Here is a 23324-nt window from a genome sequence, read left to right on the forward strand (position 1 = left end):
CGCCCCGCCCGGCGCCCCGCCCGCGCCCCCGGGTGCGCCGGTCATCGACGTCGCCGGCCGCCTCGCGGCGCGGGCGGAGGCGATCTGCGGCTGATCCGGCTCAGGCCGGCACGGCGCCCGGCCGGCCGTTCTCGATGGCGAAGGCGGCGAGCGGCCGGACCTCGGAGTTCGGCTCGAAGGGATCGTCGACGGCGAGAAGGTCGGCGCGCGCCGCCTGCTTCTCCAGCGTCATGCGGACATAGCCGCGCTTGTCGCCGCGGGCGTAGCGGATGTGCGGGTTCTCGGCGAGGCCGGTGCGGATCGCGGCCTCGCTCGGCCCCTGGGAGGTGATCGAGGTGCCGACGATCTCGCTGGCGATCGTCGGCGAGGACGGGTCGGCGAAGTCCCGCTTGAGGTCGGCGACCCAGAAGGCGTGGACGTCGCCGCTGATGACGACCGGGTTCGACGGCCGGCGCTCGGCGATCGCCGCCAGCAGGCGGTCGCGGGACGCGGCGTTGCCGTCCCAGCCGTCCATCCAGTAGCCTTTGCCGTCGCCCGCCTTGCGGTCGAGTTCGGCCATCAGGGTCTGCTGGGCGATGACGGTCCAGCGCCCGCGGGCCTGGCCCATCTGCTCGGCGAACCAGCGCTCCTGCTCGGCGCCCAGCATGGTGCGCCCGGGATCGCGGCGCTCCTCGCAATCGGCCGTGTGGGGCGCGCCGGCGCGGCCGGCCCCGCAGGCCGGGTGCGAGCGGTACTGGCGGTCGTCGAGGAGCGTCAGGTCGAGCATGTCGCCGAAGCGGTAGCGGTCGTAAATCCGCAGCGCCGCCCCTTCGGGCGCCGCCGCCATCGGCAGCGGCATGTGCTCCCAGTAGGCCTGGTAGGCGGCGGCCCGGATGCGCAGGAACTGCGCCGGGTCGTCGGTCCTGGGCGAGCGGTCGCCCGTGTAGTCGTTGGCGACCTCGTGGTCGTCCCAGATCGCGACCCAGGGGGCGGATTCGTGCGCGGCGCGCAGGTCGGGGTCGCCCTTGTAGAGCGCCCAGCGGTCGCGGAACTCCCAGAGATCGGTCGGAATCGCGCCGTTGTGCCGGCGGACGTGCCGGCGCCCCCAGGACATCTCGTAGATGTAGTCGCCGAGATGGACGACGAGGTCGAGATCGTCCTTCGCCATGTGGCGGTAGGCCGAGAAGTAGCCATGCTCGTACATCTGGCAGGAGGCGAAGGCGAAGCGGAAGCGGTCGAGCGCGGTGCCGTCGGCGGCCGCCGTTCGGGTGCGCCCGACCGGGCTCTCCGCCCCCATGGCGCGGAAGCGGTACCAATAGGTGCGGCCGGGTTCGAGCCCTGCCGGCTCGGCATGGACGGTGTGGCCTTGGGCGGGCAGGGCCTGGAAGGTGCCGCGGCGCACGATGCGGGCGAAGTGCGCCTCCTCGGCCAGTTCCCACTCCACGGGCACCGGCCGGTCCGGCATGCCGCCGCCCTCCAGCGGCTGCGGCGCGAGCCGGGTCCACAGCACGACGCGGTCGGGCCGCGGCGCACCCGAGGCGATACCCAGCGTGAAGGGGTCGGTCGACTGTGCCCGCCCGTGGCGCAGCACGGCCAGCGGGGCGAGCGCGGCGGCGCCGGCGAGCAGCCGCCGTCGGGACAGGCGGAGCATGGTCAGCCCCCGCTCTGCTTGATGGCGTCGCGCTCGAGGATGGCGAGGTCCGGCCGGTCGGTCGTGATCTGGCGGATCGGCTGGCCCATCCAGTGCCGGATCTCGTCGACCGTGTTGGCCATCCAGACGCCGACCCGGTCGCTGCCGATGCGGCGGACGAACCAGTCGGGGTCGGTCATCATCAGGTTGCGCTCGACCGCGATGTGGCAGCCCTCCAGCGCCAGGAAACGGTCGAGCATCGGGCCGGCGCCGCGCATCATCTCGGCCGAGCGGCGGTCGACCGAGGCGAGCAGGCCGGCCTTCGGATCGATCGCCCGGATCCTCTCCAGCACCTCGGGCGCGAAGCTCGTGAACAGCGTGCGCTCGATCAGGCCGAGGCGGCGCGCGATGTCGATGCACTTCTGCTCCAGCCCGGCATAGGGCCGGCCCAGCGCGTCGGTCTTGATCTCGAGCTGGATCTCGTAGCCGGTCGGGCGGAAGACCTCCAGCACCTGCTCCAGCGTCGGCACCGTGTCGCCATGGCCGTCGCGCAGGCGGACCTCGGCCAGTTCGGCCACGGTGCGGTCGGCGACGAGGCCGGTCGCATGCGTCGTGCGGTCCAGGGTCGCATCGTGGATGACGACGACCCCGCCGTCCCTGGTGCCGTGGACGTCGAACTCGACGGCGTCGGCGGCGAGCGCCGCGGTCCGGCGGAAGCCGGAGAGGCTGTTCTCGGCCCAGAGGTTCCGGGCACCGCGGTGGGCGACGATCCTGACCATGCGCGAGGAATCCTATTTCGAGCTGTCCACCAGGCCCTTCACCAGCCAGCGCTGGAGGGCGACGACGACCACGACCGGCGGCAGCATGGTGATGAGGGCGGCGTTCATGGCGATGTTCCAGGCCGGCTCCATGTCCGAGCGCGGGATCAGGTGCTTCAGGCCGATGACGGCGGTCGCCATGTTCTTGTCGGTCGTGAAGAGCAGCGGCCAGAGATACTGGTTCCAGCCGTAGAGGAAGAGGATGATCGCCAGCGCCACCATGTTCCCGGTGGAGAGCGGCAGCAGGATCGAGCGGAAGAAGCGCCAGGGCGAGGCGCCGTCGATGCGCGCCGCCTCGCAGAGCTCCTCGGGGATGGTGAGGAAGAACTGGCGGAAAAGGAAGGTGGCGGTGGCCGACGCGATCAGCGGCAGGATGAGGCCGCCATAGGTGTCGACCATGTTCCATTGCAGCGCGATCTCGATCCGATTGCCGGTCAGCGCCTGCCACCAGCCGGCGACGTCGAGCCCGTCGACGACCCACTGCAGCGGCAGGGCGGCGTTGGCGACGGATTCGAAGGTCGGCACGATCCGCACCTCGACCGGCAGCATCAGCGAGGCGAAGATCAGCCAGAAGGCCGTCATCCGCCAGCGGAAGCGGAAATAGGAGAGCGCGAAGGCCGACAGCATCGAGACGGCGATCTTGCCGACGGTGATGCCGACGGCGACGATCGCCGAATTGACGAAGAGCCGGCCGAAATTGCCCTTCTCCCAGGCCGTCCGGGCATTCTCGACGAGCCGGTCGCCGGGCAGCCAGGGCAGCGGCACCTGCTGCACCTCCTGGATCGTCAGCGTGCCGGCGACGAAGGCGAAGTAGATCGGCAGGCAGACCAGTGCGGCGCCGAGGATCAGGATGCCGTGGCAGACGACGTCGAGGACGGGGGTGCGCTCGATCATGGCTCACACGTCATAGTTCACCTTGCGCTCGACGTAGCGGAACTGCAGCAGCGTCAGGAGCAGGGCGGACAGCATCAGGATCACCGACTGTGCCGCCGACGATCCCAGGTCCAGGTTCACGAACCCGTCCTGGTAGACCTTGTAGACGAGGATGTTGGTGGCACCGGCCGGGCCGCCGCGGGTGACGGCGTCGATGATCGCGAAGGTGTCGAAGAAGCCGTAGACGAAGTTCATCACCACCAGGAAGAAGATCGTCGGGCCGATCATCGGCATGGCGATGAGGAAGAAGCGGCGCAGCGGCCCGGCGCCGTCGACGGCGGCCGCCTCGAGCAGCGACTGCGGCATCGCCAGGAGCGCGGCGACGAGGAAGATGTAGTCGTAGCAGATGTGCTTCCAGGTCGCGGCCAGCGTCACCAGGACGAGGGCGTCGGTCGCGTTCAGGTTGGGGTTCCAGGGGATGCCGACCGCGTGCAGCGCATGCGCGATCGGCCCGACCGCCGGGTTGAAGAGGAAGGCCCAGAGGATGCCGGCGATCGCCGGGGCGATCGCATAGGGCAGCAGCAGCACCATCTTGTAGGCCGAGCGCAGGCGGATCACCCGGTCGGTCGCAAAGGCGAGCACGCCCGCGATCGCCAGGGTGAGCGCGCTCTGGGCGAGCGTGAACCACACCGTGACCCAGATCGAATCCCGATATTCCGGGCTGCGGAAGAGGGCGGCGAAATTGTCGAACCAGACGAACTGCACCGTCGTTCCGAACGGGTCGGAGAGCAGGAACGACTGGGCGAGCGCCCGGATCGAGGGGATGAAGAAGAAGAGGAGGAGAATCCCGAGCTGCGGCAGCAGCAGCAGGGCCGCGGTGCCCGGCTCCGCGAAATGCGCACGCTTCAGCCCGGATTCCCGGCGTCGGCCGGCCATGGTCGGATGTCCCGGAAGGGTCGGGAGGGGACGCCCCTCGGGGCGCCCCCTCCGCAGCCTCAGTACTTGCCCTGGTTCAGCTTCTCGAACTGCCGCAGGATGTCGTTGCCGCGCTTGACGGAATCGTCGAGCGCCTGCTGCGGCGACTTCTTGCCGGTCATCACCGCCTCCATCTCCTGCCGCAGCGCGAAGGTGGTCTGGGTGAAGTTGCCGAAGCGGAAGCCGAGCGAGTTCTGGGTCGGCGTGCCGCGCGAAAGCTGGAGGACGGCGATCTCGCGGGTCGGGAACTGGCTGTAGTAGCCCTCGCCCTTGGCGGCCTTGTAGGCGGCGTTGGTCAAGGGCACGTAGCCCGTGACCTTGTGCCACCAGACCTGGGTCTTCGTGCCGGCGAGGTGGTTGAAGAAGGCGGCGACGCCCGCGTACTCCTCCGGCTTGTGGCCCTTCAGCACCCAGATGGTGGCGCCGCCGATCGTGCTGTTGCGCGGCTCCGCCACGTCGGCCTCGTGCGGCAGGAAGGTGGCGCTCCACGGGATGGTGGCGTTGCGCTCCATGGCGCCGTGGTCGGCGGTCGACGAGACGTAGGTCGCGCACTTGCCCGACGCGAAGAGCTGCTGCGGGCTGAGGCCGGTGCCGGCGAGCTGGAGCACGCCGTCGTCGAGCCACTTCTTGAGGCGGGTCACCTGCCCGACCACCTTGGTCTTGTTGTAGACGAACTCGGTGTCGAGACCGTCGAAGCCGTTCGACTTCGTCGCGAAGGGCTGGTCGTTGATGGCGCTGTAGTTCTCGATCAGGCTCCAGAAATAGTCGCCGGCCAGCGAGGTGCCGCACTCGGCCGCGCCCTTGGCCTTGATCGCGTAGAGTTGCTTCTCCAGCTCCTGCCAGGTTGCGGCCGGCTTGTCGAAGCCCGCCTTGGCGAACTGGTCCTTGTTGTACCAGAGGATCGGCGTCGAGGAGTTGAAGGGCATCGTCATCAGATTGCCCTTGTAGGTGTAGAAGCCGGCGACCGGCTTGATGAAGTCCGACCAGTCGACGTCGTACTTCTGCTCCTTCATCAACTGGTGCACCGGAACGATCGCGTCCGAGAGCAGCATGGTCATGAAGCCGCGCTCGTAGATCTGCACCATGTGCGGCTGGCGCTTGGCGCGGTAGGCGGCGATGGTGCCGTTGATGACCTCGTCGTAGTTGCCCTTGTGCACGGCGGTGACGGTGTACTTGTCCTGGGCCTCGTTGAAGCCCTTGACCAGCTCGTTGACGCGCTCGCCGAGCACGCCGCCCATGGCGTGCCACCATTGCACCTCGACCCGCTGGGCGGCCGCCGGGGCGGCGGCGGTGCCGAGCAGCAGGCCGGCGAGCAGCAGGTTGCGTCCGACGAAGGCCATGAGGATCCTCCCTTGGGGATTATGTCGCGTTGGGACTGCGGTTCGCCGGCGCGCCCCAGAAGCCGTCGGGCGCGAACAGCGAAGCGACCGCCTCGTCGAGCCGGCCCATGTCGGCCAGCAGGTCGAGGAGGGTGTAGCGCCGGCGGATCAGCCGGGCGCGGCGATAGTCGGCGGCCATGGCGGCCGGGCCGACGCCGATCTCGCAGGGGTGCGCGGGCGCGCCGGCGGCGGCAAGGCGCGCCTGCATGCGGGCGGCCGACGGCAGGCGCGCGGCGAGCCGCGGCCGGAGGTCGGGCCAGGTTTCGGCAAGCCGCACCAGGCGCCGGCGCAGCCGGTCCGGCGTCGGACGCTTGGCGGCGACCTCGGCGGCGGCGCTCGCCGCCATGTCCGGCACGCGGAAGGCGGCGGCGACCGTCCGGGCTTGGTCCCCGATCGACGGTTGCGCGGCCACCGCGCGCTCGATGTCCAGGATCCGCGGGTCCTGCGCCAGCAGCCACTCGTAAAGGGCCAGCATGGCGACGGTGCCGATGCCGACGCAGGCGCCATGGGCGACCGGTTCGCCGCCGACGGCGAGGCCCTCCATCTCCCACAGGTGCGCGAACTGGTGGTCGCTGCCGCTCGCCGGCCGCGAGGTGCCGTGCGCCTGCATGGCGAAGCCGGTCACCAGCAGGCCGCCCATCAGCCCGCCCAGCGCATCCGGGTCGCCGGCGGCCAGCCGTTCCGGCCGCTGCAGCCACTCCTCCAGGCCGGACTGGACGAGGGCGAACACCTCGGGCGCGATCGCCTCCTCGCCGAGCGCGTCGGCGAGAAGCCAGTCGGCGCCGGCCACGACCTTGCCGGCGAGATCGCCGTAGCCCCAGGCGGCCATCCGCCGCGGCGCCGCCGCCAGCACGTCGAGGTCGGCCAGCACGGCGACGGGCGGCGGGCAGGGCAGGGTACGCTTGAACTCGCCGTCGAGAAGGGCCGCCCCGGAGGCGGCGTAGCCGTCCATCGAGGCGGCGGTGCCGACGACCGCATAGGGGCGGCCGGCGACCGCGGCCGCGCGTTTCACGAGATCGTTGATGACCCCCGCCCCGATCGCCACCGGAACGGCGTCGGCCTCGGCGATGCGCCCGGCGATCGCCTCGGCATGGGCGACCCGCGGCTTCAGGCGCGGGTGGCCCGGCAGCACCAGCGCCTCGTGCGCGAGGCCGCGGGCGGAGAGGGTGGCGGCTGCGGCCCCGCCGGCCGCGGACCAGGTGTTCCCGTCGGCGACGAGGAGGAAGCGGGTGTCCGGAAAATGGCGGGTCAGCAGGTCCGGCAGGGCCGCCGAAGCGCCCCGTTCCAGCACCACCTCGCGGGTGACGGCTGCACCCCGCACCGCGCGATCGAGCCTGTCGGACGTGCCGTCCATGGTTCTCCAGCCCTGTCACCGACGGCCGCGAGGGATATCATGCCGGCGAACATTTGTATAGGATACGATACTATTGTGTCGGAGCGATGACGGCGGCGATGGCGCTTGACAGCGCTTCGCCGTGCGAACATTATTTCAACGACCGAACATAAGTTCCGATCTGGCGGCGCCGGAGGCGGGGATGGAAGACGAGATCGGCCTGGCGACGCGGGCGGCCTGGATGCACTATGCCGGCGGCCTGACCCAGTCGGAGGTGGCCGAGCGCCTCGGCATCACCCGGCTCAAGGCGCACCGGCTGGTCGCCCGGGCGGTACGCGACGGGCTGGTGCGGGTCTTCATCGACGGCGAGATCGCCGAGTGCGCCCAGATGGAAGGCGTCCTCGCCGCCGCCCACGGGCTCGACCTCTGCCGCGTCGTCCCGGTGCTGGACGACGATCCGCTGCCGATCAAAGCGCTCGGCATCGTCGGGGCGCAATATCTGAAAGGCGTGCTGGAGCGCGACGACGACACGCTGATCGGCGTCGGCCATGGCCGCACGCTCGCCGCCTGCGCTGACAATCTCGTCCGCATGTCGCTGCACCGGACGCGGTTCGTCTCGCTGCTGGGCGGCCTGACGCGGAAATTCTCCGCCAACCCGCACGACGTCATCTATCGCCTCGCCGACCGCACCGGGGCGGAAGCCTACGTCCTGCCGGTGCCCTTCGTCGCCAATTCGGTCGAGGACCGGGCGGTGCTGATGGCCCAGCGCGGCGTCGCCGAAGTCTTCGACCTGGCGCGGCGCGCCAGCCTGCTCTTCGTCGGCCTCGGCGCCGTCGAGAAACAGGCCTCGCTGATCGCCACCGGCATGCTCGACCGCGCCGACATGGAGCAGGTGCGGCGTGACGGCGGCTGCGGCGAGGTGCTGGGCTGGTTCTTCGACCGCGCCGGCCGGGCGGTCGAGACCGAGGTCAGCCGCCGCACCCTGACGCTCGACCTCGAGGATCTGCGGCGCGCCCGCATGGTCGCGATCGCCGGCGGCGCCGCCAAGGTCGACGCCATCGCCGCGATCCTGGCGAGCGGCCTCCTCAAGGGGCTCATCACCGACGAGCGCACGGCGCGCGTCCTGGTCGACCGCGTCGAGCGCCCGCGGGGGACCTCCCGGCGCGGTGCCGGATGACGGAACCGCTGCTCGTCGGCATCGACGCCGGCACCTCCGTCATCAAGGCGGTGGCCTTCGGCCTCGGCGGCGACCCGGTCGCCGTCGCCGCGGTTCCGAACCGCTGGCAGGCGACCCCGGGCGGCGGCGCCGAGCAGGACATGGCGGCGACCTGGCGCGCCACGGCGGAGACGCTGCGGCGGCTCGCCGATCGGGTTCCGGACCTCGTCCGCCGCACCGCGGGGCTGGCGGTGACCGGGCAGGGGGACGGGACCTGGCTCGCCGACCGCGCGGGCGATCCGGCGGGGCCGGCCCTGCTGTGGCTCGACGCCCGCGCCGGCCGCATCGCCGACGAACTCCGCCGGAGCGCGGGCGACGCCGCCCGGTTCGCCGCCACCGGCACCGGCATCGCCGCCTGTCAGCAAGGACCGCAACTGCTCTGGCTGGAGCGCCACCGGCCGGAGATGCTGGCCGCCGCCGCCACCGCCTTCCACTGCAAGGACTGGCTCTACCTTCGCCTGACGGGCGAGCGGGCGACCGATCCGTCCGAGGCGACGCTGTCCTTCGGCGACTTCCGCACCCGGGACTACAGCCCGGCCGTGCTGGCGGCGCTCGACCTCGCCCACCGGCGGGCGCTGCTGCCGGAGATCGTCGACGGCACCCGTCGCCACGGGCGGCTGTCGGCCGCCGCCGCGCGCGCGACCGGGCTGCGGGCGGGAACGCCGGTCGTCCTCGGCTTCATCGACATCGTCTGCTCGGCCCTGGGGGCCGGTCTCTATGACCGTTCCGGCACGGCCGGGACCAGCATCGTCGGCTCGACCGGGATGCACATGCGGCTGGTGCGCGGCCCGGGCGCGGTCGCGCTGCCGGCCGACCGCACCGGCTATACCATCGCCTTCCCGGTGCCGGACACGCTGGCGCAGATGCAGTCGAACCTGGCGGCCACCCTCAACATCGACTGGGTGCTCGACCTCGTCGCCGGCATCCTGGCGAGCGAGGGGGTGCGGCGCGAACGGCAGGACCTGCTCGCCGGCGTCGACCGGCTGATGGAGGCGGCGCCGGCCGGGGCGCTGCTCTTCCAGCCCTACATCGCCGAGGGCGGCGAGCGCGGCCCGTTCGTCGACAGCGACGCGCGGGCCGGCTTCCTCGGCCTCTCCACCCGGCACGGCCATGCCGACCTCGTGCGGGCCGTCTTCGAGGGCATCGCGCTCGCCGCGCGCGACTGCTACCAGGCGATGGGGCCGCTGCCGCGGGAAGTGCGGGTCTCGGGCGGCGGTGCCCGCAGCCGCGTCCTGCGATCGATGCTGGCCGCCAGCCTGGGCGCATCCGTCCGCACCGTCGACCGCGAGGAGGCGGGGGCGGCCGGCGCGGCGATGATGGCGGCCGTCTGCCTCGGCATCCATGCCGACATGCAGGCCTGCGCCGACCATTGGGTCACACCCCATCTCGGCGAGGCGGTGGCGCCGGATCCCGCTCTGGCTGCGACCTACGAGCGCCTTTTCCCCGCCTATCTCGCCGCCCGCATGGCGATGCCGCCCGTCTGGCACCGGCTCGCCGCCGCCCGCGCCGCCGCCGATGCCTAGCCCCGTCGTCGCCATCGTCGGCGATCGCTTCATGCGTTCGCAGTCGTTCCGGGACGCGCTCTGCGCCGCCTGCGGCGAGGGGCTGACGGTGCGCGCGCTCGACCTGCCGTGGCCGGACGCGCCGATGGAGGACGCCGCGGCGGACTCGCCCCTGGCCGGCCTGCGCGAATATTGCGGCGACCCGGCGGAGATCGTCCGCTTCGTCGGCGACGCCCGGGTCCTCGTCACCCATCTGGCGCCGCTCTCCGACGCGATGATGGCCGGGCTGCCGGCGCTGCGGCTCGTCGCCGTGTCGCGCGGCGGGCCGGTCAACATCGACGTGGCCGCCGCCCGGCGGCGCGGCCTCGAGGTGGTCAACGTGCCCGGCCGCAACGCCAGCGCCGTGGCGGAATTCACCATCGGCGCCATCCTGGCCGAGACCCGGCTGATCCGCGCCGGGCACGAGAGCCTGCGCCGCGGCCAATGGCGGGGCGACCTCTATCGCGCCGACATGACCGGCCGGGAACTGTCCGAGATGACCGTCGGCGTCGTCGGCTACGGCGCGATCGGCCGCCGCGTCGTCCGCCTGTTGCGCGCGTTCGGCAGTCGCGTCCTGGTCACCGACCCTTATGTCGCGGTGGCGGAGGAGGATCGCGCCGCGGGGGTCGAGCAGGTGCCCTTCGAGGCGCTGCTGGCGGGCTCGGACGTCGTCTCCCTGCACGCCCGGGTGACGCCGGAGACGACGCGGATGATGGACGCGGCGGCCTTCGCGCGGATGCGGCCCGGGGCGGTCTTCGTCAACACCGCCCGCGGGCCGCTGGTCGACCACAACGCGCTGTACGATGCGCTCGCCTCGGGCCATCTGCGCGGCGCCATGCTGGAGACCTTCGCGATCGAGCCGCCGCCGCCGGACTGGCCGCTCCTGCGCCTGCCCAACGTCACGCTGACCCCGCACATCGCCGGCGCCTCGCTGCGCACGGTCGCCCATGCCGCCGCGCGGGTCGCCGACGAGGTCCGCCGCCACCTCGCGGGCGAACCGCCCCTGCAACCCTGCTGAGGAGATACCGCCAGTGAAGAAGGACGAGCGCGCCCTGCGCCAGGCGATCATCGACAAGTGCCTGTGGATGAACGCCTCGGGCTTCAACCAGGGCACGTCCGGCAACATCTCGGCGCGGTGGCGCGACCGGATGCTGGTGACGCCGAGCGCCACCCCGTACGACCAGCTGACGCCCGAGCTCATCTGCTCGATGGCGATCGACGACGACAGCGGCGCCTGGGACGGGCCGCTGAAGCCCTCGACGGAATGGCGGTTCCACCGCGACATCCTGCGCGCCAGGCCGGATGCCGGCGCCGTCGTCCACACCCATTCGACCTTCGCCACGGTGCTGGCGATCGCCCGGCGGGAGATCCCGTCCTGCCACTACATGATCGCGGCCTTCGGCGGCGACGAGATCCGCTGCGCGGACTACGCGACCTACGGCACGCCCGAGCTCTCCGCCAACGCGCTGAAGGCGCTGGAGGGGCGCAACGGCTGCCTCCTCGCCAACCACGGCATGATCGCCATGGGCGCCAACCTCGACAAGGCGATGTGGCTCGCGGTCGAACTCGAGACCATCGCCCGGCAGTACTACCATTCCCTGATGCTGCCGGGCGGGCCGGTGCTGCTGTCGAAGGCGGAGATCGCCGACACAAGCCGCGGCTTCGCCACCTACGGCCTGCAGGACCGCAAGCCGGCCTGAGGACGCCCGCCATGCCCGAAACGGTCGACCTGATCGTCGTCGGCGGCGGCGTCAACGGCGCCGGCATCGCCCGCGACGCGGCCGGGCGCGGCCTCTCCGTCGTGCTCTGCGAGAAGGACGACCTCGGTCAGGGGACGAGCTCGCGCTCGGGCAAGCTCGTCCATGGCGGCCTGCGCTATCTCGAATATTACGAGTTCCGGCTGGTCCGCGAGGCGTTGATCGAGCGCGAAGTGCTGCTCCGGGCGGCGCCCCACATCATCTGGCCGATGCGCTTCGTGCTGCCGCACCGGGCGTCGGCGCGGCCGGCCTGGCTGGTCCGGCTCGGCCTCTTCCTCTACGACCATCTCGGCGGCCGGGAGCGGCTGCCGGGTACCCGCACGCTCGATCTGCGCCGGGCGCCGGAGGGGGCGGCGCTGGCCGACCCGCCCCGGATCGGCTTCGAATATTCCGACTGCTGGGTCGACGATTCGCGCCTCGTCGTGCTCAACGCGATCGACGCGGCCGAGCGCGGCGCCCGCATCCTGCCGCGCACGGCCTGCCTCTCGGCCCGGCGCGAAGGCGGCCTCTGGCGGGCGGACCTGGCGGGTCCGGCCGGCCGGGAGACGGTCCGCGCCCGCGTGCTGGTCAACGCCGCAGGACCCTGGGTCAAGGACGTCATCGGCCGGGTGGCGGGACAGAACTCGGCCCGCAATGTCCGCCTGGTCAAGGGCAGCCACATCGTCGTGCGGAAGTTCTGGGAGGGCGGCCACGCCTATCTGCTGCAGAACGACGACCGGCGGGTGATCTTCGTCAATCCCTACGAGGGCGACCTCTGCCTCATCGGCACCACCGACATCCCCTACGAGGGCCGGGCGGAGGACGTGGCGATCGACGATCGCGAGATCGACTACCTGCTCGCGGTGGTCAACCGCTACTTCCGGCGGCAGCTCGGCCGCGACGACGTCGTCCACGCCTATTCCGGCGTCCGCCCGCTCTACGACGACGCGGCCGAGAACCCGAGCGCGGTCACCCGCGACTACGTCTTCGACCTCGACTCGGCCGAGGGGCAGGCGCCGATGCTGTCGGCCTTCGGCGGCAAGATCACGACCTTCCGCAAGCTCTCCGAGCATGCGCTGAAGCAACTCGCCCCCTTCTTCCCCGGCCTCGGCCCGGCCTGGACGGCGGCGGCGCCGCTGCCGGGGGGCGACCTGCCGGATGCCGATTTCGACCGCTTCCTCGCCGGCTTCGCCGCCGCCCGGCCGTGGCTGCCGGCCGGCCTCGCCCGCCATCTCGCCCGGCTCTACGGCAGCCGGGCCGAGCGGGTGCTGGACGGGGTGGGCGACGCGGCCGGCCTCGGCCCGCATTTCGGCGGGCTGTTCTACGGTTGCGAGGCCCGCTATCTGATGCGCCACGAATGGGCGCGGACCGCCGAGGACATCCTCGACCGCCGCACCAAGCACGGGCTGCACCTCGCGCCCGGCGAACGGGAGGGGTTCGCGCGATGGCTGGCGGCAGAGGCCTGACCGGGCCGCTCTGGCTCGGCATCGACATCGGAACCTCCTCGGTCAAGGCGGTGCTGGTCGATGACGGCGACGACGTGGTCGCCGAGGCGGCGGCCCCGCTCGCCGTCGACCGGCCGCGGCCGAGGTGGGCCGAGCAGCATCCGGACGCCTGGTGGACGGCGACGGCGGCCGCGCTCGACCGCCTGGCGGCGGACCATCCGGGCGACATGGCACGGGTCGCCGGCCTCGGCCTCTCCGGCCAGATGCTGGGGGTGGCGGCGATCGCCAGCGACGGCCGGGCGCTCCGTCCCGCGATCCTGTGGAACGACGGCCGGGCGGCGGCCGAGGGCGCGGCGCTGGAGCAGGCGGTTCCGGGCTTCGCCGCCATCACCGGCAGCCGTCCGATGCCGGGCTTCCCGGCGCCGAAGCTGCTCTGGCTCGCCCGGCACGAGCCGGACGTGCTGGCGGCGGCCCGCCACGTGCTGCTGCCCAAGGACCATGTGCGCTGGCGCCTGACGGGGGAGGCCGCCTCCGATCGTGCCGACTCCTCGGCGACGCTCCTGATGGACACCGCGGCCGGCGACTGGCACCCGGCGATCCTCGACGCCTGCGGCGTCCGGCGGGAGCAGTTGCCGCGGCTGGTCGAGAGCCGGGAGGGGTCGGGAACCGTGGCGCCCGAACTGGCCCAGCGCTGGCGCCTGCCGCCCGGTCTGCCGGTCGCGGGCGGCGGCGGCGACAACATGTGCGGCGGCGTCGGCGCCGGTGCGGTGACGGACGGCGCCGCCTTCGTCAGCCTCGGCACGTCCGGGGTCTATTTCGTCGCCAGCCGCAGCTTCCGCTCCTCGATCGGGCAGGGGATGCACACCCACCGCCATGCCGTGCCCGGCCTCTTCTGCCAGCAGGCGGTGATCCTGTCGGCGGCGGCCGCCCTGACCTGGGTCGCCGGTCTCCTAAACGAGCCGGACGTCGGCCGGCTCGTCGCCGCAGTCGAGGCGGCGGGATTGTCGCCCGCGGAGACGCCGGTCTTCACTCCCTACCTCGCGGGCGAGCGCACGCCGCACGACGATCCCGGCCTCCTCGCCTGCTTCTCCGGCCTCTCCTTCGCGACCGGACGGCTCCAGCTCGCGCAGGCGGTGATGGAGGGCGTGGCGCTCGCCATCGCCGATTGTCAGGACGCCCTCGCCGCGACCGGCGCATCCGTAACGGGACCGCTCGCCATGGTCGGCGGCGGGGCGCGCAGCCGGCTGTGGACGGATCTCATCGCCGCGGCGACCGGCCGGCCGGTGACGGTCGCCGACAATGCCGCGGTCGGTCCGGCGCTCGGCGCCGCGCGGCTGGCGCGCGCGGGCGCCGGCGGGCCGCTCGTCGGCCGCGTGCCGGCGCTGGTCTACGCCGCCGAGCCGCGGGCCGACCTCGCCCTGGCGCTGGCCGCCAAGCGCGCGCGGTTCCGGGCGCACCCGCGGCACTGAGGGTGCATCGGCGGCGGGGCGGAGTATGATCGGCGGCAGATTCCGCCCAATACCCGCCAGCGGGAGCCTCCCTTGCCTCTCACCGTCTCCATCCTCGATCAGTCGATCGCGGCCGCCGGCCGCCCGCAGGGCCAGGCGATCCGCGACACGATCGCGCTCGCCCGCCATTGCGAGGCGCTCGGCTACCATCGCTTCTGGGTGTCCGAGCATCACAACCACCCGACCATCGTCGGCTCGGCGCCGGAAATCCTGATCGCCGCCATCGCCGCCACCACCCGCCGCATCCGCGTCGGCAGCGCCGGGGTGATGCTGCCGCACTATTCCGCCTACAAGGTGGCCGAGCAGTTCCGGGTGCTGGACGCGATCGCGCCGGGGCGCATCGACTTGGGCCTCGGGCGCGCCCCCGGCTCGGACGGGCGCACGGCCTTTGCCCTCAACCCGCTCGCCAACGAGCGTCCCGACCAGTTCCCGAGCGACGTCCGCGACATCCAGTGCTGGCTCGCGGGCGAGCCCCTGCCGGAGGGGCACCCGTTCCGCGCCGTCCAGGCCTATCCCCAGGGCGAGACGGTGCCCGAGGTCTGGATCCTCGGCAGCTCGGACTTCGGCGCCCGCGTCGGCGCCCATTTCGGGCTGCCCTACAGCTTCGCCTGGTTCTTCACCGACGGCCGTGGCGGGCAGCAGGCGCTCGACCTCTACCGCAGCACCTACCGGCCCAGTCCGCGCCATCCCGCGCCGCGGGCCGGCATCTGCGTCTGGGCGCTGGCGGCCGATACCGCGGAGGAGGCGCAGTACCATTTCACGCCGCGCGCCCGCTGGCGGCTTTTCCGCGACCGCGGCATCTTCCTCCCCCTGGAATCGCCCGAGGAGGCCGCCGCCCACGCCTACACGGACATGGAGCGCGAGCGGATCGAGGAGATGCGGCGCAACGCCTTCGTCGGCACCGGGCCCGAGGTCGGCGAGCGCATCCGCGACCTCGCCCGGCGCCTCGCGCTCGACGAGATCGCGATCGTCACCTGGGCGCACGACGAAGGCGCCCGCCATCGCAGCTACGAACTGCTCGCCCGCGAACTGCTGCCCGCCTGAACCCCCCGGACCCCAACCCGCTCCCCGCCCGAGGCCGCTCCATGCGCATCGAGATCCTGTGTACCGGCGACGAAGTCCTGACCGGCAAGATCGTCAACAGCAACTTCAGCTACATCAGCCAGAAGCTGGAGGATTTCGGCCTCACGGTGGTCTGGGGCACGACGGTCGGCGACGACCGCGACAGCCTGATGGCGGCCTTCCGGCTGGCGGCGTCCCGGGCCGACGCGGTCATCGTCAATGGCGGGCTGGGCCCGACCGTCGACGACCTGTCGCAGGAGATGGCAGCCAAGGCGGCCGGCGTCGAACTGGTGCTGAGCGAGGAGTGGCTGGCGCGGATGGAGGAATATTTCCAGCGCCGCAGCCGGGTGATGCCGCCCAACAACCGCAAGCAGGCGATGCTGCCGTCGACCGCGGAAATCCTCGACAACCCGGTCGGCACCGCCTGCGGCTTCGCCCTCGACATCGACGGCGCCCGCTTCTTCTTCACCCCCGGCGTGCCGCGCGAACTGCGCCGCATGCTGGAGGAGCAGATCATCCCGCGCCTGCTGAAGAAGAGCGGCGTGCAGGCGGTGATCCATCTCAAGCGGTTCCATTCCTACGGCATCGGCGAATCGCGTGCCGACGCGATGCTGGCCGGGCTCGAGGACTTGGCGCCGGACGGCGGGGTCAAGCTCGGCTTCCGCGCCCACTATCCCCAGCTCGAGACCAAGATCACCGTCCGCGGCCGCGACATGGAGGAGGTCGAGCGCAAGCTGGCGCCGGTGACCGCCTTCGTGCGCCAGCGCCTCGGCAACTTCATCGTCGCCGAGGACGACCGCACGCTGGAGGGCGAGGTGCTGGCGGCCCTGGTGGCCGCCGGCGGCACGCTCGCCGTCGCCGAGACCTTCACCGGCGGCCAGATCGCCGCCCGTTTCGGACCGCAGCCGGGTGCCGAGCGGGTGCTGCGGCGCGCGATCGTCAGCCGCGACCCCGGCCAGCTCGCCGCCGCGGCGGGGCTGGCGGCGCTGCCCGAGGCCGAGCCGGCGGTGGCGCTCGCCCGCAGCCTCGCCGATGCGAGCGGCGCCAGCCATGCCCTGGCGGTGCTGGTCGATCTCGACGAGGGCGGCGACCGCATCGATCTCGGCGGCACCATCCGCATCGCCGTCGCCGGCGGCGGCCGGGTCGAGACGCGCGAGGCGCGCCTGCTGGGCGGCCGGGAATGGGTGCGGCTCGGCGCCACCGAGATGGGCCTCGACTGTCTGCGCCGCTTCCTGCTGGGCCTGCCGGTCGCCGAGCGCATCGACTTCGAGAAGGTGTGAGGAGGACCGGCCCGGGGCTTCCACTTCGCGGGACACGCGGCCGACCTGAATTCGGCCCCGGCGACATTCCCGCTTGACCGGAGCGGCCGCTGGTCGGCCTACTCGTCGTCTGTCGCAGTTCTCGGTGGAGCCCCAACCCGCCATGTCGAGCGATACCGCAACCCTGGAGCGTCCCTCCGCCACCCGGCCGGCGCTGTCGCCGCGCGCCTGGCTCGGCCCGCAGCTGCGCGACGAGGATTTCGTCGTCCGGCTGCCGGACGAGTGCCTGGCCGAGCTCGACGCCATCGTCGCAGAGCAGCGCAAGGCGCCGGTCCCGACCCTGATCCTGGTGCCCGAGCATTTCGAGATGTCGGCCTGCCGCCGCTGGATGGGCGGCATCAAGCAGCGTCTCGACGACGGGCTCGGCTTCGTCATCCTCGACCGGCTGCCCGTCGACCGCTGGTCGAAGCGCGAGCTGACCGACGTCTACTGGCTCGTCCTCAGCCTCCTGGAGCCGCCCGTCGCGCAGGACTGGCCGGGCACGATGATCTACGACGTCCGCCATGACGGCCAGCCCTATACCGGGGAGACGCGCACGGCGCTCACCCCCGAGGGGCTGGACATGCACAACGACAGCTCGATGGGCGAGGCGCCGCCGAACTACATCAGCCTGCTCTGCCTCCAGACCGCCAAGTCCGGCGGCATGAGTTCGCTGTCGAGCGCCTATGCGGCGCAGAACCACTTCCTCACCGAGCATCCGGATCTGGTCGACCGGCTCTACCAACCGTTCTACCGCCATCACCAGGAGTACCAGGCCGCCGACGCGGCCCGGAACAACTGGTATCCGATCTTCCAGGTCGAGGCGGACGGCGGGCTGCGCATCCGCTTCAACGCCCGCGTCATCCGCCGCGGCTACGCCAAGACGGGCCGGGTGCTCGACGAGGCGGGCGTGCGCGCGGTCGACCTGATGGACGCGTTCCTCGGCGATCCGGCGCACCGCCACGACTTCTTCATGGAGCCGGGGCAGATGCAGATCCTGAACAACCGCATCATCGTCCACGGCCGCACGCCCTATGTCGACCATGACGAGCCGGAGAAGCGGCGCCACCTGCTGCGCCTCTGGCTGCGCAAGGGCGACCGGCGCCAGTTTCGCGGCTGATCCGCCGCGCCGAACATCGGACGAGGGGCCGCCGGAGCGATCCGGCGGCCCCTTTCGCTAGGTGATGAAGCCGAGGAGGCGCGGCAGGAAGAGCGACACCTCGGGGAACATCGCCAGCAGCAGCAGCACCGCCGCGATGGCGGCGATGAAGGGCAGGAGCGGCGGCACCACCTTCTCCATCGGCAGTCCGCTCACCGCCATGCCGACGAAGAGGCAGAGCCCGACCGGCGGCGTCACATGCCCGATCGCCGAGGCGACGACGCAGACCAGCCCGAAATGGATCGGGTGGACGCCGACCGCCTCGGCCACCGGCAAGAGGACGGGAACCGTGACCAGGATGATCTCGGACGGGGTCAGGAAGGTGCCGAGGATGAGGTAGAGGACGATGACCATGAAGATGAAGACGAACCAGTGCGGCGCGATCTGCGAGATCGCCTCGGCCACCTGGAAGGGGAACTTCGAATAGGTGAGGACCCAGCCGAAGGCGCCGACGAAGCCGATGATGAGGCCGATCACCCCCGACAGCCGCGCCGAATCGGCGAAGATCGCCGGCAGTTCGCGCCATGACGGCTGGCGGTAGAAAATCGGCGGCACGACGAGCGCATAGACCGCGGCCACCGCCGCCGCCTCGGTCGGCGTGAAGAGGCCGAACATGATGCCGCCCATGATGATGACGGGGATCATCAGGGCCGGCAGGGCGGCCAGCAGCACGCTCAGGAACTGCCGGAGCGTCGGCGGCGCCTCGCGCGGGTAGTTGCGCCTGCGCGAGATGACGAAGACCGGCACCGCCATGCCGAGCCCGACCAGCAGTCCCGGAATGACGCCCGCCGCAAACATGGCGGCGACCGACTGGTCCGCCATCCAGGCATAGATGACGGCGATGATGGACGGCGGAATGATCGGCGCCACCACCGCCGTCGCCACCGTCAGCGCGGTCGCGAAGTCGCGGTCGTAGCCCTTGCGCTCCATCTGCGGGATGAGGAAGGTGCCGAGCGCCGCCACGTCGGCCACCGCGGAACCGGAGATGCCGCCGAACACCATGCTGTCGGCGACGTTGACGTAGGCGAGGCCGCCGCGGAACCGCCCGACCACCGCCGTCGCCAGGTCGATGATGACGCGGGCGACGCCGCCGCGGGCGGCGATGTTGCCGGCGAGGATGAAGAGCGGCGCCGACAGCAGCAGGTAGGAGTCCGAGAGCAGGCCGACGAAGCGGGTCGGCACGATGATCGGATTGAGGACCGGATAGAAGATCGCCGCGCCGAAGGCGCCGACGCCGAGCGCGATCGAGATCGGCGTCCCCAGCACGATGAAGACGACGAAGAAGATCAGGAGCGTTTCGGCCATAGCGCCCTCACGGCTTCGACGAGTTGGCGGACGAGCGGCACCAGGATGAGGACGGCGCCGACCGGCAGGGCGGCGAAGACGTAGCCGAGCGGCAGTTCGAGGCCGGCGCTGGTCTGCAATTGCGCGTTCGGCACCAGCGTCCAGCTGAGGTCGATCAGGTAGACGAAGACCCAGATGCAGGCGCCGACGGAGGCGATGCGCGCGACGGCCTGCCCGCGCGGGCCGAGCAGCTTCACGAAATAGTCGAGCATCGTGTGCTCGTTGCGCCACATGGCGGCGGCGGACCCGATCATGACGAGCCAGATGAAGAGGAAGCGGGGGATTTCCTCCAGCCCGTCGATCACCGTCACTCCGGCATAGCGGAACAGCACCTGCACGAAGACGGCCGCGGTCATGACGGCGAGGATCACCCCGCCGACATGGCCGAGCCCGTCATAGAAGCGCGCCAATGCCCCGCGCGGCGGGTCCTCGCCGGACCCGCCGCCATGGACCTGCGCCATGGGCTACTTCACCGCCAGGATGTGATCGACGATCTTGCGCGCGTCCTTGCCGGCCGGCGTCGCGTAGAACTCCTCGTAGACGCTCTTGGTGGCGTCACGGAAGGGCGCGGCGTCGGGCTTGGTGATCGCCACGCCCTTGGCGCGGACGTCGTCCTGGATCGATTTGTCCTCGTCGAGGATGAACTTCCGATTGAAGTCCCGCGCCGAGACCCAGGCATCCGTGATCGCCTTCTGGCCGGCCGCATCCTGCTTCGCCCAGGTCCCCTTCGCCATGATGAGGGCGACCGCCTGGTGCGTGTGCCGGACGTCGGCGACGTTCTTCACGATGTCGTAGAACTTGTTGTGATAGAAGGTGTTGATCCCGCCCTCGCCGAACTCGATGACCTTGGTCTGCAAGGCGGTCGCCACTTCCGGGAAGGCGATCGGGGTCGAGATCATGCCGAGCGCCTTGAAGGTTGCCACCAGGATCTTGTCCTCCTGGACCCGGATCTTCTTGCCCTTGACGTCGGCCAGCGAGTTGATCGGGTGATGGCCGTAGATGCCGCGATAGCCCGCGGCGATGAAGCCGACCAGCTTCAGCCCCTTCTTGTCGAGCACGCCCGAGTAGTACTTGACGACCGTATCGTCGCCGTCGAGCGTCTTGAAGAGGTGCTGGTAGTCGCGGAAGATGTAGGGGAGCTGGAACACCGACATCTCGGGGATCAGCGTCGAGAGCGGCGCCGTCGTGATCGGTCCGAAGTCGACGGCGCCGAGCTGGATCTGCTGCGCGACCTCGCGCTCGCCGCCGAGCGCACCGGAATGGTGGTGCGCGATCTTGATCTTCCCGCCCGAAAGCTCGGCCACCTTGTCGACGAAATGCTGGGCCGCGAGCGACGTGCCGTGCCTGGGCGGGTTGACGTTGCCCATGCTCAGTTCCTTGGCCTGGGCCCAGGCCGCGGAACCGCCTGCGGAAAATGCCAGAAGGGCAGCCACGCCCATTCCGGCCACTCTTGCCGAGCAAGCCACCATGTCTTCCTCCCATGGCTGCGCCGGTGGGCGCGCCTTAATTCAGCGCCGCCGGCGAAGTTGCTCTACGCCGACGGACACCATTGACCCGCAACCATTCGCCGGAAGACCGGGGATTACGGAGTTTTCATCTTTCGGGATTCGTCCGGCGACGGTCAAGCCCGATCGCCGTCATGGAAAATGTTGCTCAATCCTGTCCGTAGCCGCCGCCGCCGGAGGTTTCCATCACCACGCGGTCGCCGCTGCGGAGCGCGAGGTTCTCCTTGCCGCGCAACTCGCGCGGCGGGGCGTCGGCCCGGTGCAGCGTGCAGCGGAAGGGCAGGCCGGGTTGCCCGCCGGCGAGCCCGTAGGGCGGCACGACCCGGCGCTCGAACATGGTGGTGAGCGAGAGGTCGTCGGCCAGCACCGTGTACGCGCGCACCATGCCGTCGCCGCCGCGATGCCGTCCGGCACCGCCCGACCCCGGCCGGAGGCGCTGCGCGTCGACGCGGATCCGGTACTCGGCCTCGACGATCTCGACCGGCGTGTTCATGGTGTTGGTGAGGTGGACGCGGACGACCGGCTGGCCGTCGCGGTCGATGCGCGCGCCCTCGCCGCCGCCATGGGTCTCGTAGAAGGTGCCGATGGCGCCGTCGCGGCGGCGCCCGCCGAAGATCAGGAGGCCGGCCGTCGTCGACCCGCCGGCCGTCAGCCGCTCCGGCACCGCCTGGGCCAGCGCCCGCATGATGGCGTCGACCGCGCGCTGCGAGGTCTCGTGGTTGCCGCCGACGACGGGGCGGTCGATGCCCGGCTCCAGGATCGAGCCGGGCCGCGTCATCACGTCGAGGGCCCGGTAGCAGCCGCCGTTCGGCTGGATCTCCGGGCCGGCGACCGCCTTGATGGCGTAATAGACGGCGGCCATGGCGACGAAGGGCGTGGTGTTGAGCGGGCCGGCGACGGCGTCGTCGGTGGCGGAGAAGTCGAAGCGCGCGCGGTCGCCGGCGATCTCGATGCGGACGCGAATGGCGGCGGGGCGCCCGCCTGGGCCGTCGTCGTCGAGGAAATCCTCACCGTCCCAGACCCCGTCCGGCAGGCCGGCGATCGCCTCGCGCATCTGCGCCTCGGAGAGGTCGTCGAGCCGGTCGAGGGCAGCCCGGATGGTGGCGGCGCCATGCTCCTCGCAGAGCCGCTCCAGGCGGATCTCGGCGGCCCGGGTGGCGGCGACCTGGGCCAGCAGGTCGCCCTCGCGCTCGGCCGGCCCGCGCAGGTTGGCAAGCAGGAAGTCGCGCTTCTCGGCGTCGACGCCCTCGGCGGTGACGAGGCGGAGCGGCGGGATGCGCACGCCCTCCTGCCAGGTCTCGGTGGCGGCGGCGAAATAGCTGCCGGCCCAGGCGCCACCGATGTCGCCCCAGTGGGCGAGGCTGACGGCGAAGGCGAAGAGGGCGCCCTCGAGGAAGATCGGCCGGATCGCCTTGACGTCCGGGAGATGGTTGCCGCCGACCTCCGGCAGGTTGAGGAACCAGACGTCGCCCGGCCGCAGCCGGTCGGCCGGCACCCGCTCCAGGAACTTCTTCACCGTGAAGCTCATGACGCCGAGATGGATCGGGATGTCGCGGCCCTGGGCGATGAGGTCGCCCTTGTGGTCGGTGATCGCCGAGGACAGGTCGCCCGCCTCGCGCAGCAGGGGCGAGCGCGCCGAGCGCATGACGACGAAGGACATCTCCTCGGCGGCCGCGGTCAGGGCGTGGCGGATGACCTCGACGGTGAAGGGATCGACCTCGTTCCTCATCGGACGGCCTCGCGGATGCGGAGATGGCCCATGGCGTCGGCGGCGACGCTCCAGCCGGGCGGCACGACGATCGTCGACCACGCATCCTCGACGATGGCGGGCCCGTCGAGGCGCCAGCCGGGCGGGAGCTGGTCGCGCTCGAAGCGCGGCGTCGGGTGCGGCGCCGCGGCCTCGAACCAGCACGGGCCGACGGAGAGCGGCTGCGGGGCGGCGGCCGGGGCGGACACGGATCCGAACCGCGTGCGGCGGGGCACCGAGGCCCGCATCCGCAGGCTCTGCATCTCCCACTCCTCGGCGGTGGCGTAGCCGTAGATCTCGTGGTGCCGGCGGCGGAAGTCGGCGCCGAGCCGGTCGAGGTCGAGCGGCAGCGCGAACGGCACCTCGACGGCGTAGCTCTGGCCGACATAGCGGACGAGCGCGGTGCGCTCGACGGTGACGGCGTCGGCCTCGTGACCCTGCCGGGCGAGCGGCTCGGTCAGCGTCGCCAGCATCCCGTCGTGGAGCGCCTGGAAGCGCCCGGCGTCCCAGGCATGGCTCAGCAGGCGGACGGCCTGCTGCTGGGTGTAGCTCATGTCGGCGACGACGCAGCCGAGCGCGGAGAAGGCGGACGAGAAGCGGGGAATCAGGATGTCGGCGATGCCGAACTCGCGCGCCAGGCCGACCGCATGCATCGGCCCGGCGCCGCCGAAGGCGAGCAGCGTGCATTGGCGCCCGTCGACGCCGCGCTCGACGGTGACCCGGGCGAGCGCCCGCACCATCGCCGCGTTGGCGACCCGCTGCACGCCCAGCGCCAG

Annotated in this window: 20 protein-coding genes; 9 read left to right on the forward strand and 11 right to left on the reverse strand. The window is 71.7% G+C overall.

The features are described from left to right. Nucleotides 1-100: 100 nt before the first annotated feature. Genes ACE3Q3_RS02390 through ACE3Q3_RS02415 form a run of 6 tightly spaced genes read right to left on the reverse strand, consistent with a single transcriptional unit; the run spans nt 101 to nt 7008 of the window. Nucleotides 101-1630, reverse strand: coding sequence for an alkaline phosphatase (locus ACE3Q3_RS02390; protein WP_374441247.1), 1530 nt, complete (start codon nt 1628-1630; stop codon nt 101-103). A 2-nt stretch (nt 1631-1632) separates the two neighbouring features. After that, nucleotides 1633-2388 carry a glycerophosphodiester phosphodiesterase family protein gene (locus ACE3Q3_RS02395; protein ID WP_374441251.1) on the reverse strand — a complete coding sequence of 252 codons (756 nt, stop codon included), beginning with the start codon at nt 2386-2388 and terminating at the stop codon, nt 1633-1635. Nucleotides 2389-2400: 12 nt separating this feature from the next. After that, nucleotides 2401-3321 carry an ABC transporter permease subunit gene (locus tag ACE3Q3_RS02400; protein WP_374441254.1) on the reverse strand — a complete coding sequence of 307 codons (921 nt, stop codon included), beginning with the start codon at nt 3319-3321 and terminating at the stop codon, nt 2401-2403. A gap of 3 nt (nt 3322-3324) precedes the next feature. Next, nucleotides 3325-4236: an ABC transporter permease subunit gene (locus ACE3Q3_RS02405; RefSeq protein WP_374441256.1), complete on the reverse strand. Its 912-nt coding sequence runs from the start codon at nt 4234-4236 to the stop codon at nt 3325-3327. A gap of 59 nt (nt 4237-4295) precedes the next feature. Continuing rightward, nucleotides 4296-5615, reverse strand: a complete 1320-nt coding sequence (locus ACE3Q3_RS02410; protein ID WP_374441259.1) for an extracellular solute-binding protein — start codon at nt 5613-5615, stop codon at nt 4296-4298. A gap of 19 nt (nt 5616-5634) precedes the next feature. Beyond that, complete coding sequence (locus tag ACE3Q3_RS02415; protein ID WP_374441262.1) at nt 5635-7008, reverse strand: iron-containing alcohol dehydrogenase; 1374 nt, start codon at nt 7006-7008, stop codon at nt 5635-5637. 181 nt (nt 7009-7189) lie between these two features. Between ACE3Q3_RS02415 and ACE3Q3_RS02420 the strand changes: the two genes are divergently transcribed. The 9 genes from ACE3Q3_RS02420 to ACE3Q3_RS02460 all read left to right on the forward strand — a co-directional run bounded on the left by ACE3Q3_RS02420 (nt 7190) and on the right by ACE3Q3_RS02460 (nt 17913). Continuing rightward, complete coding sequence (locus tag ACE3Q3_RS02420) at nt 7190-8164, forward strand: sugar-binding transcriptional regulator (protein WP_374441265.1); 975 nt, start codon at nt 7190-7192, stop codon at nt 8162-8164. Then, entirely contained in the window at nt 8161-9726 is a 1566-nt protein-coding gene (locus ACE3Q3_RS02425) for an FGGY family carbohydrate kinase (RefSeq protein ID WP_374441268.1), read from the forward strand. The genes ACE3Q3_RS02420 and ACE3Q3_RS02425 overlap by 4 nt, the downstream gene beginning before the upstream one ends. Then, nucleotides 9719-10762 (forward strand): 2-hydroxyacid dehydrogenase, encoded by a 1044-nt coding sequence (locus ACE3Q3_RS02430; RefSeq protein ID WP_374441273.1) that lies wholly within the window; start codon nt 9719-9721, stop codon nt 10760-10762. The genes ACE3Q3_RS02425 and ACE3Q3_RS02430 overlap by 8 nt, the downstream gene beginning before the upstream one ends. A gap of 13 nt (nt 10763-10775) precedes the next feature. Then, complete coding sequence (locus tag ACE3Q3_RS02435) at nt 10776-11444, forward strand: class II aldolase/adducin family protein (protein ID WP_374441275.1); 669 nt, start codon at nt 10776-10778, stop codon at nt 11442-11444. Nucleotides 11445-11455: 11 nt separating this feature from the next. Then, nucleotides 11456-12946: a glycerol-3-phosphate dehydrogenase gene (locus ACE3Q3_RS02440; protein ID WP_374441278.1), complete on the forward strand. Its 1491-nt coding sequence runs from the start codon at nt 11456-11458 to the stop codon at nt 12944-12946. Continuing rightward, nucleotides 12925-14394: a xylulokinase gene (xylB, locus tag ACE3Q3_RS02445; protein ID WP_374441281.1), complete on the forward strand. Its 1470-nt coding sequence runs from the start codon at nt 12925-12927 to the stop codon at nt 14392-14394. Before ACE3Q3_RS02440 ends, xylB begins: the two co-directional genes overlap by 22 nt. A 72-nt stretch (nt 14395-14466) precedes the next feature. After that, nucleotides 14467-15477, forward strand: a complete 1011-nt coding sequence (locus ACE3Q3_RS02450) for an LLM class flavin-dependent oxidoreductase (protein ID WP_374441284.1) — start codon at nt 14467-14469, stop codon at nt 15475-15477. A 41-nt stretch (nt 15478-15518) separates the two neighbouring features. Further along, on the forward strand, nt 15519-16775 hold the full coding sequence (locus tag ACE3Q3_RS02455) for a CinA family nicotinamide mononucleotide deamidase-related protein (RefSeq protein WP_374441286.1): 1257 nt from the start codon (nt 15519-15521) through the stop codon (nt 16773-16775). Nucleotides 16776-16917: 142 nt separating this feature from the next. After that, nucleotides 16918-17913, forward strand: a complete 996-nt coding sequence (locus ACE3Q3_RS02460) for a TauD/TfdA family dioxygenase (RefSeq protein ID WP_374441289.1) — start codon at nt 16918-16920, stop codon at nt 17911-17913. A gap of 57 nt (nt 17914-17970) precedes the next feature. Here ACE3Q3_RS02460 and ACE3Q3_RS02465 read toward each other — a convergent pair whose 3' ends face one another. From ACE3Q3_RS02465 to ACE3Q3_RS02485, 5 genes are all read right to left on the reverse strand, one after another. Then, complete coding sequence (locus ACE3Q3_RS02465; protein ID WP_374441291.1) at nt 17971-19257, reverse strand: TRAP transporter large permease; 1287 nt, start codon at nt 19255-19257, stop codon at nt 17971-17973. Further along, nucleotides 19239-19757, reverse strand: a complete 519-nt coding sequence (locus tag ACE3Q3_RS02470; RefSeq protein WP_374441295.1) for a TRAP transporter small permease — start codon at nt 19755-19757, stop codon at nt 19239-19241. The genes ACE3Q3_RS02465 and ACE3Q3_RS02470 overlap by 19 nt, the downstream gene beginning before the upstream one ends. 3 nt (nt 19758-19760) lie before the next feature. After that, nucleotides 19761-20729 (reverse strand): TRAP transporter substrate-binding protein, encoded by a 969-nt coding sequence (locus tag ACE3Q3_RS02475; protein WP_374441297.1) that lies wholly within the window; start codon nt 20727-20729, stop codon nt 19761-19763. Between the two features lie 220 nt (nt 20730-20949). After that, nucleotides 20950-22530 carry a hydantoinase B/oxoprolinase family protein gene (locus tag ACE3Q3_RS02480; RefSeq protein WP_374441300.1) on the reverse strand — a complete coding sequence of 527 codons (1581 nt, stop codon included), beginning with the start codon at nt 22528-22530 and terminating at the stop codon, nt 20950-20952. Further along, a partial coding sequence (locus ACE3Q3_RS02485) for a hydantoinase/oxoprolinase family protein (protein WP_374441303.1) occupies nt 22527-23324 on the reverse strand: 798 nt, incomplete at its 5' end. The genes ACE3Q3_RS02485 and ACE3Q3_RS02480, both read right to left, overlap by 4 nt.

Source organism: Allostella sp. (assembly GCF_041913585.1).
Taxonomy (GTDB): Bacteria; Pseudomonadota; Alphaproteobacteria; order ATCC43930; family Allostellaceae; genus Allostella.

Coding starts and splice junctions, on each gene's coding strand:
- ACE3Q3_RS02470 (WP_374441295.1), bottom strand. CDS start 19,757: ATGGCGCAGGTCCATGGCGGCGGGTCCGGCGAGGACCCGCCGCGCGGG.
- ACE3Q3_RS02405 (WP_374441256.1), bottom strand. CDS start 4,236: ATGGCCGGCCGACGCCGGGAATCCGGGCTGAAGCGTGCGCATTTCGCG.
- ACE3Q3_RS02425 (WP_374441268.1), top strand. CDS start 8,161: ATGACGGAACCGCTGCTCGTCGGCATCGACGCCGGCACCTCCGTCATC.
- ACE3Q3_RS02420 (WP_374441265.1), top strand. CDS start 7,190: ATGGAAGACGAGATCGGCCTGGCGACGCGGGCGGCCTGGATGCACTAT.
- ACE3Q3_RS02460 (WP_374441289.1), top strand. CDS start 16,918: ATGTCGAGCGATACCGCAACCCTGGAGCGTCCCTCCGCCACCCGGCCG.
- ACE3Q3_RS02395 (WP_374441251.1), bottom strand. CDS start 2,388: ATGGTCAGGATCGTCGCCCACCGCGGTGCCCGGAACCTCTGGGCCGAG.
- ACE3Q3_RS02390 (WP_374441247.1), bottom strand. CDS start 1,630: ATGCTCCGCCTGTCCCGACGGCGGCTGCTCGCCGGCGCCGCCGCGCTC.
- ACE3Q3_RS02430 (WP_374441273.1), top strand. CDS start 9,719: ATGCCTAGCCCCGTCGTCGCCATCGTCGGCGATCGCTTCATGCGTTCG.
- xylB (WP_374441281.1), top strand. CDS start 12,925: ATGGCTGGCGGCAGAGGCCTGACCGGGCCGCTCTGGCTCGGCATCGAC.
- ACE3Q3_RS02410 (WP_374441259.1), bottom strand. CDS start 5,615: ATGGCCTTCGTCGGACGCAACCTGCTGCTCGCCGGCCTGCTGCTCGGC.
- ACE3Q3_RS02465 (WP_374441291.1), bottom strand. CDS start 19,257: ATGGCCGAAACGCTCCTGATCTTCTTCGTCGTCTTCATCGTGCTGGGG.
- ACE3Q3_RS02400 (WP_374441254.1), bottom strand. CDS start 3,321: ATGATCGAGCGCACCCCCGTCCTCGACGTCGTCTGCCACGGCATCCTG.
- ACE3Q3_RS02440 (WP_374441278.1), top strand. CDS start 11,456: ATGCCCGAAACGGTCGACCTGATCGTCGTCGGCGGCGGCGTCAACGGC.
- ACE3Q3_RS02455 (WP_374441286.1), top strand. CDS start 15,519: ATGCGCATCGAGATCCTGTGTACCGGCGACGAAGTCCTGACCGGCAAG.
- ACE3Q3_RS02480 (WP_374441300.1), bottom strand. CDS start 22,530: ATGAGGAACGAGGTCGATCCCTTCACCGTCGAGGTCATCCGCCACGCC.
- ACE3Q3_RS02415 (WP_374441262.1), bottom strand. CDS start 7,008: ATGGACGGCACGTCCGACAGGCTCGATCGCGCGGTGCGGGGTGCAGCC.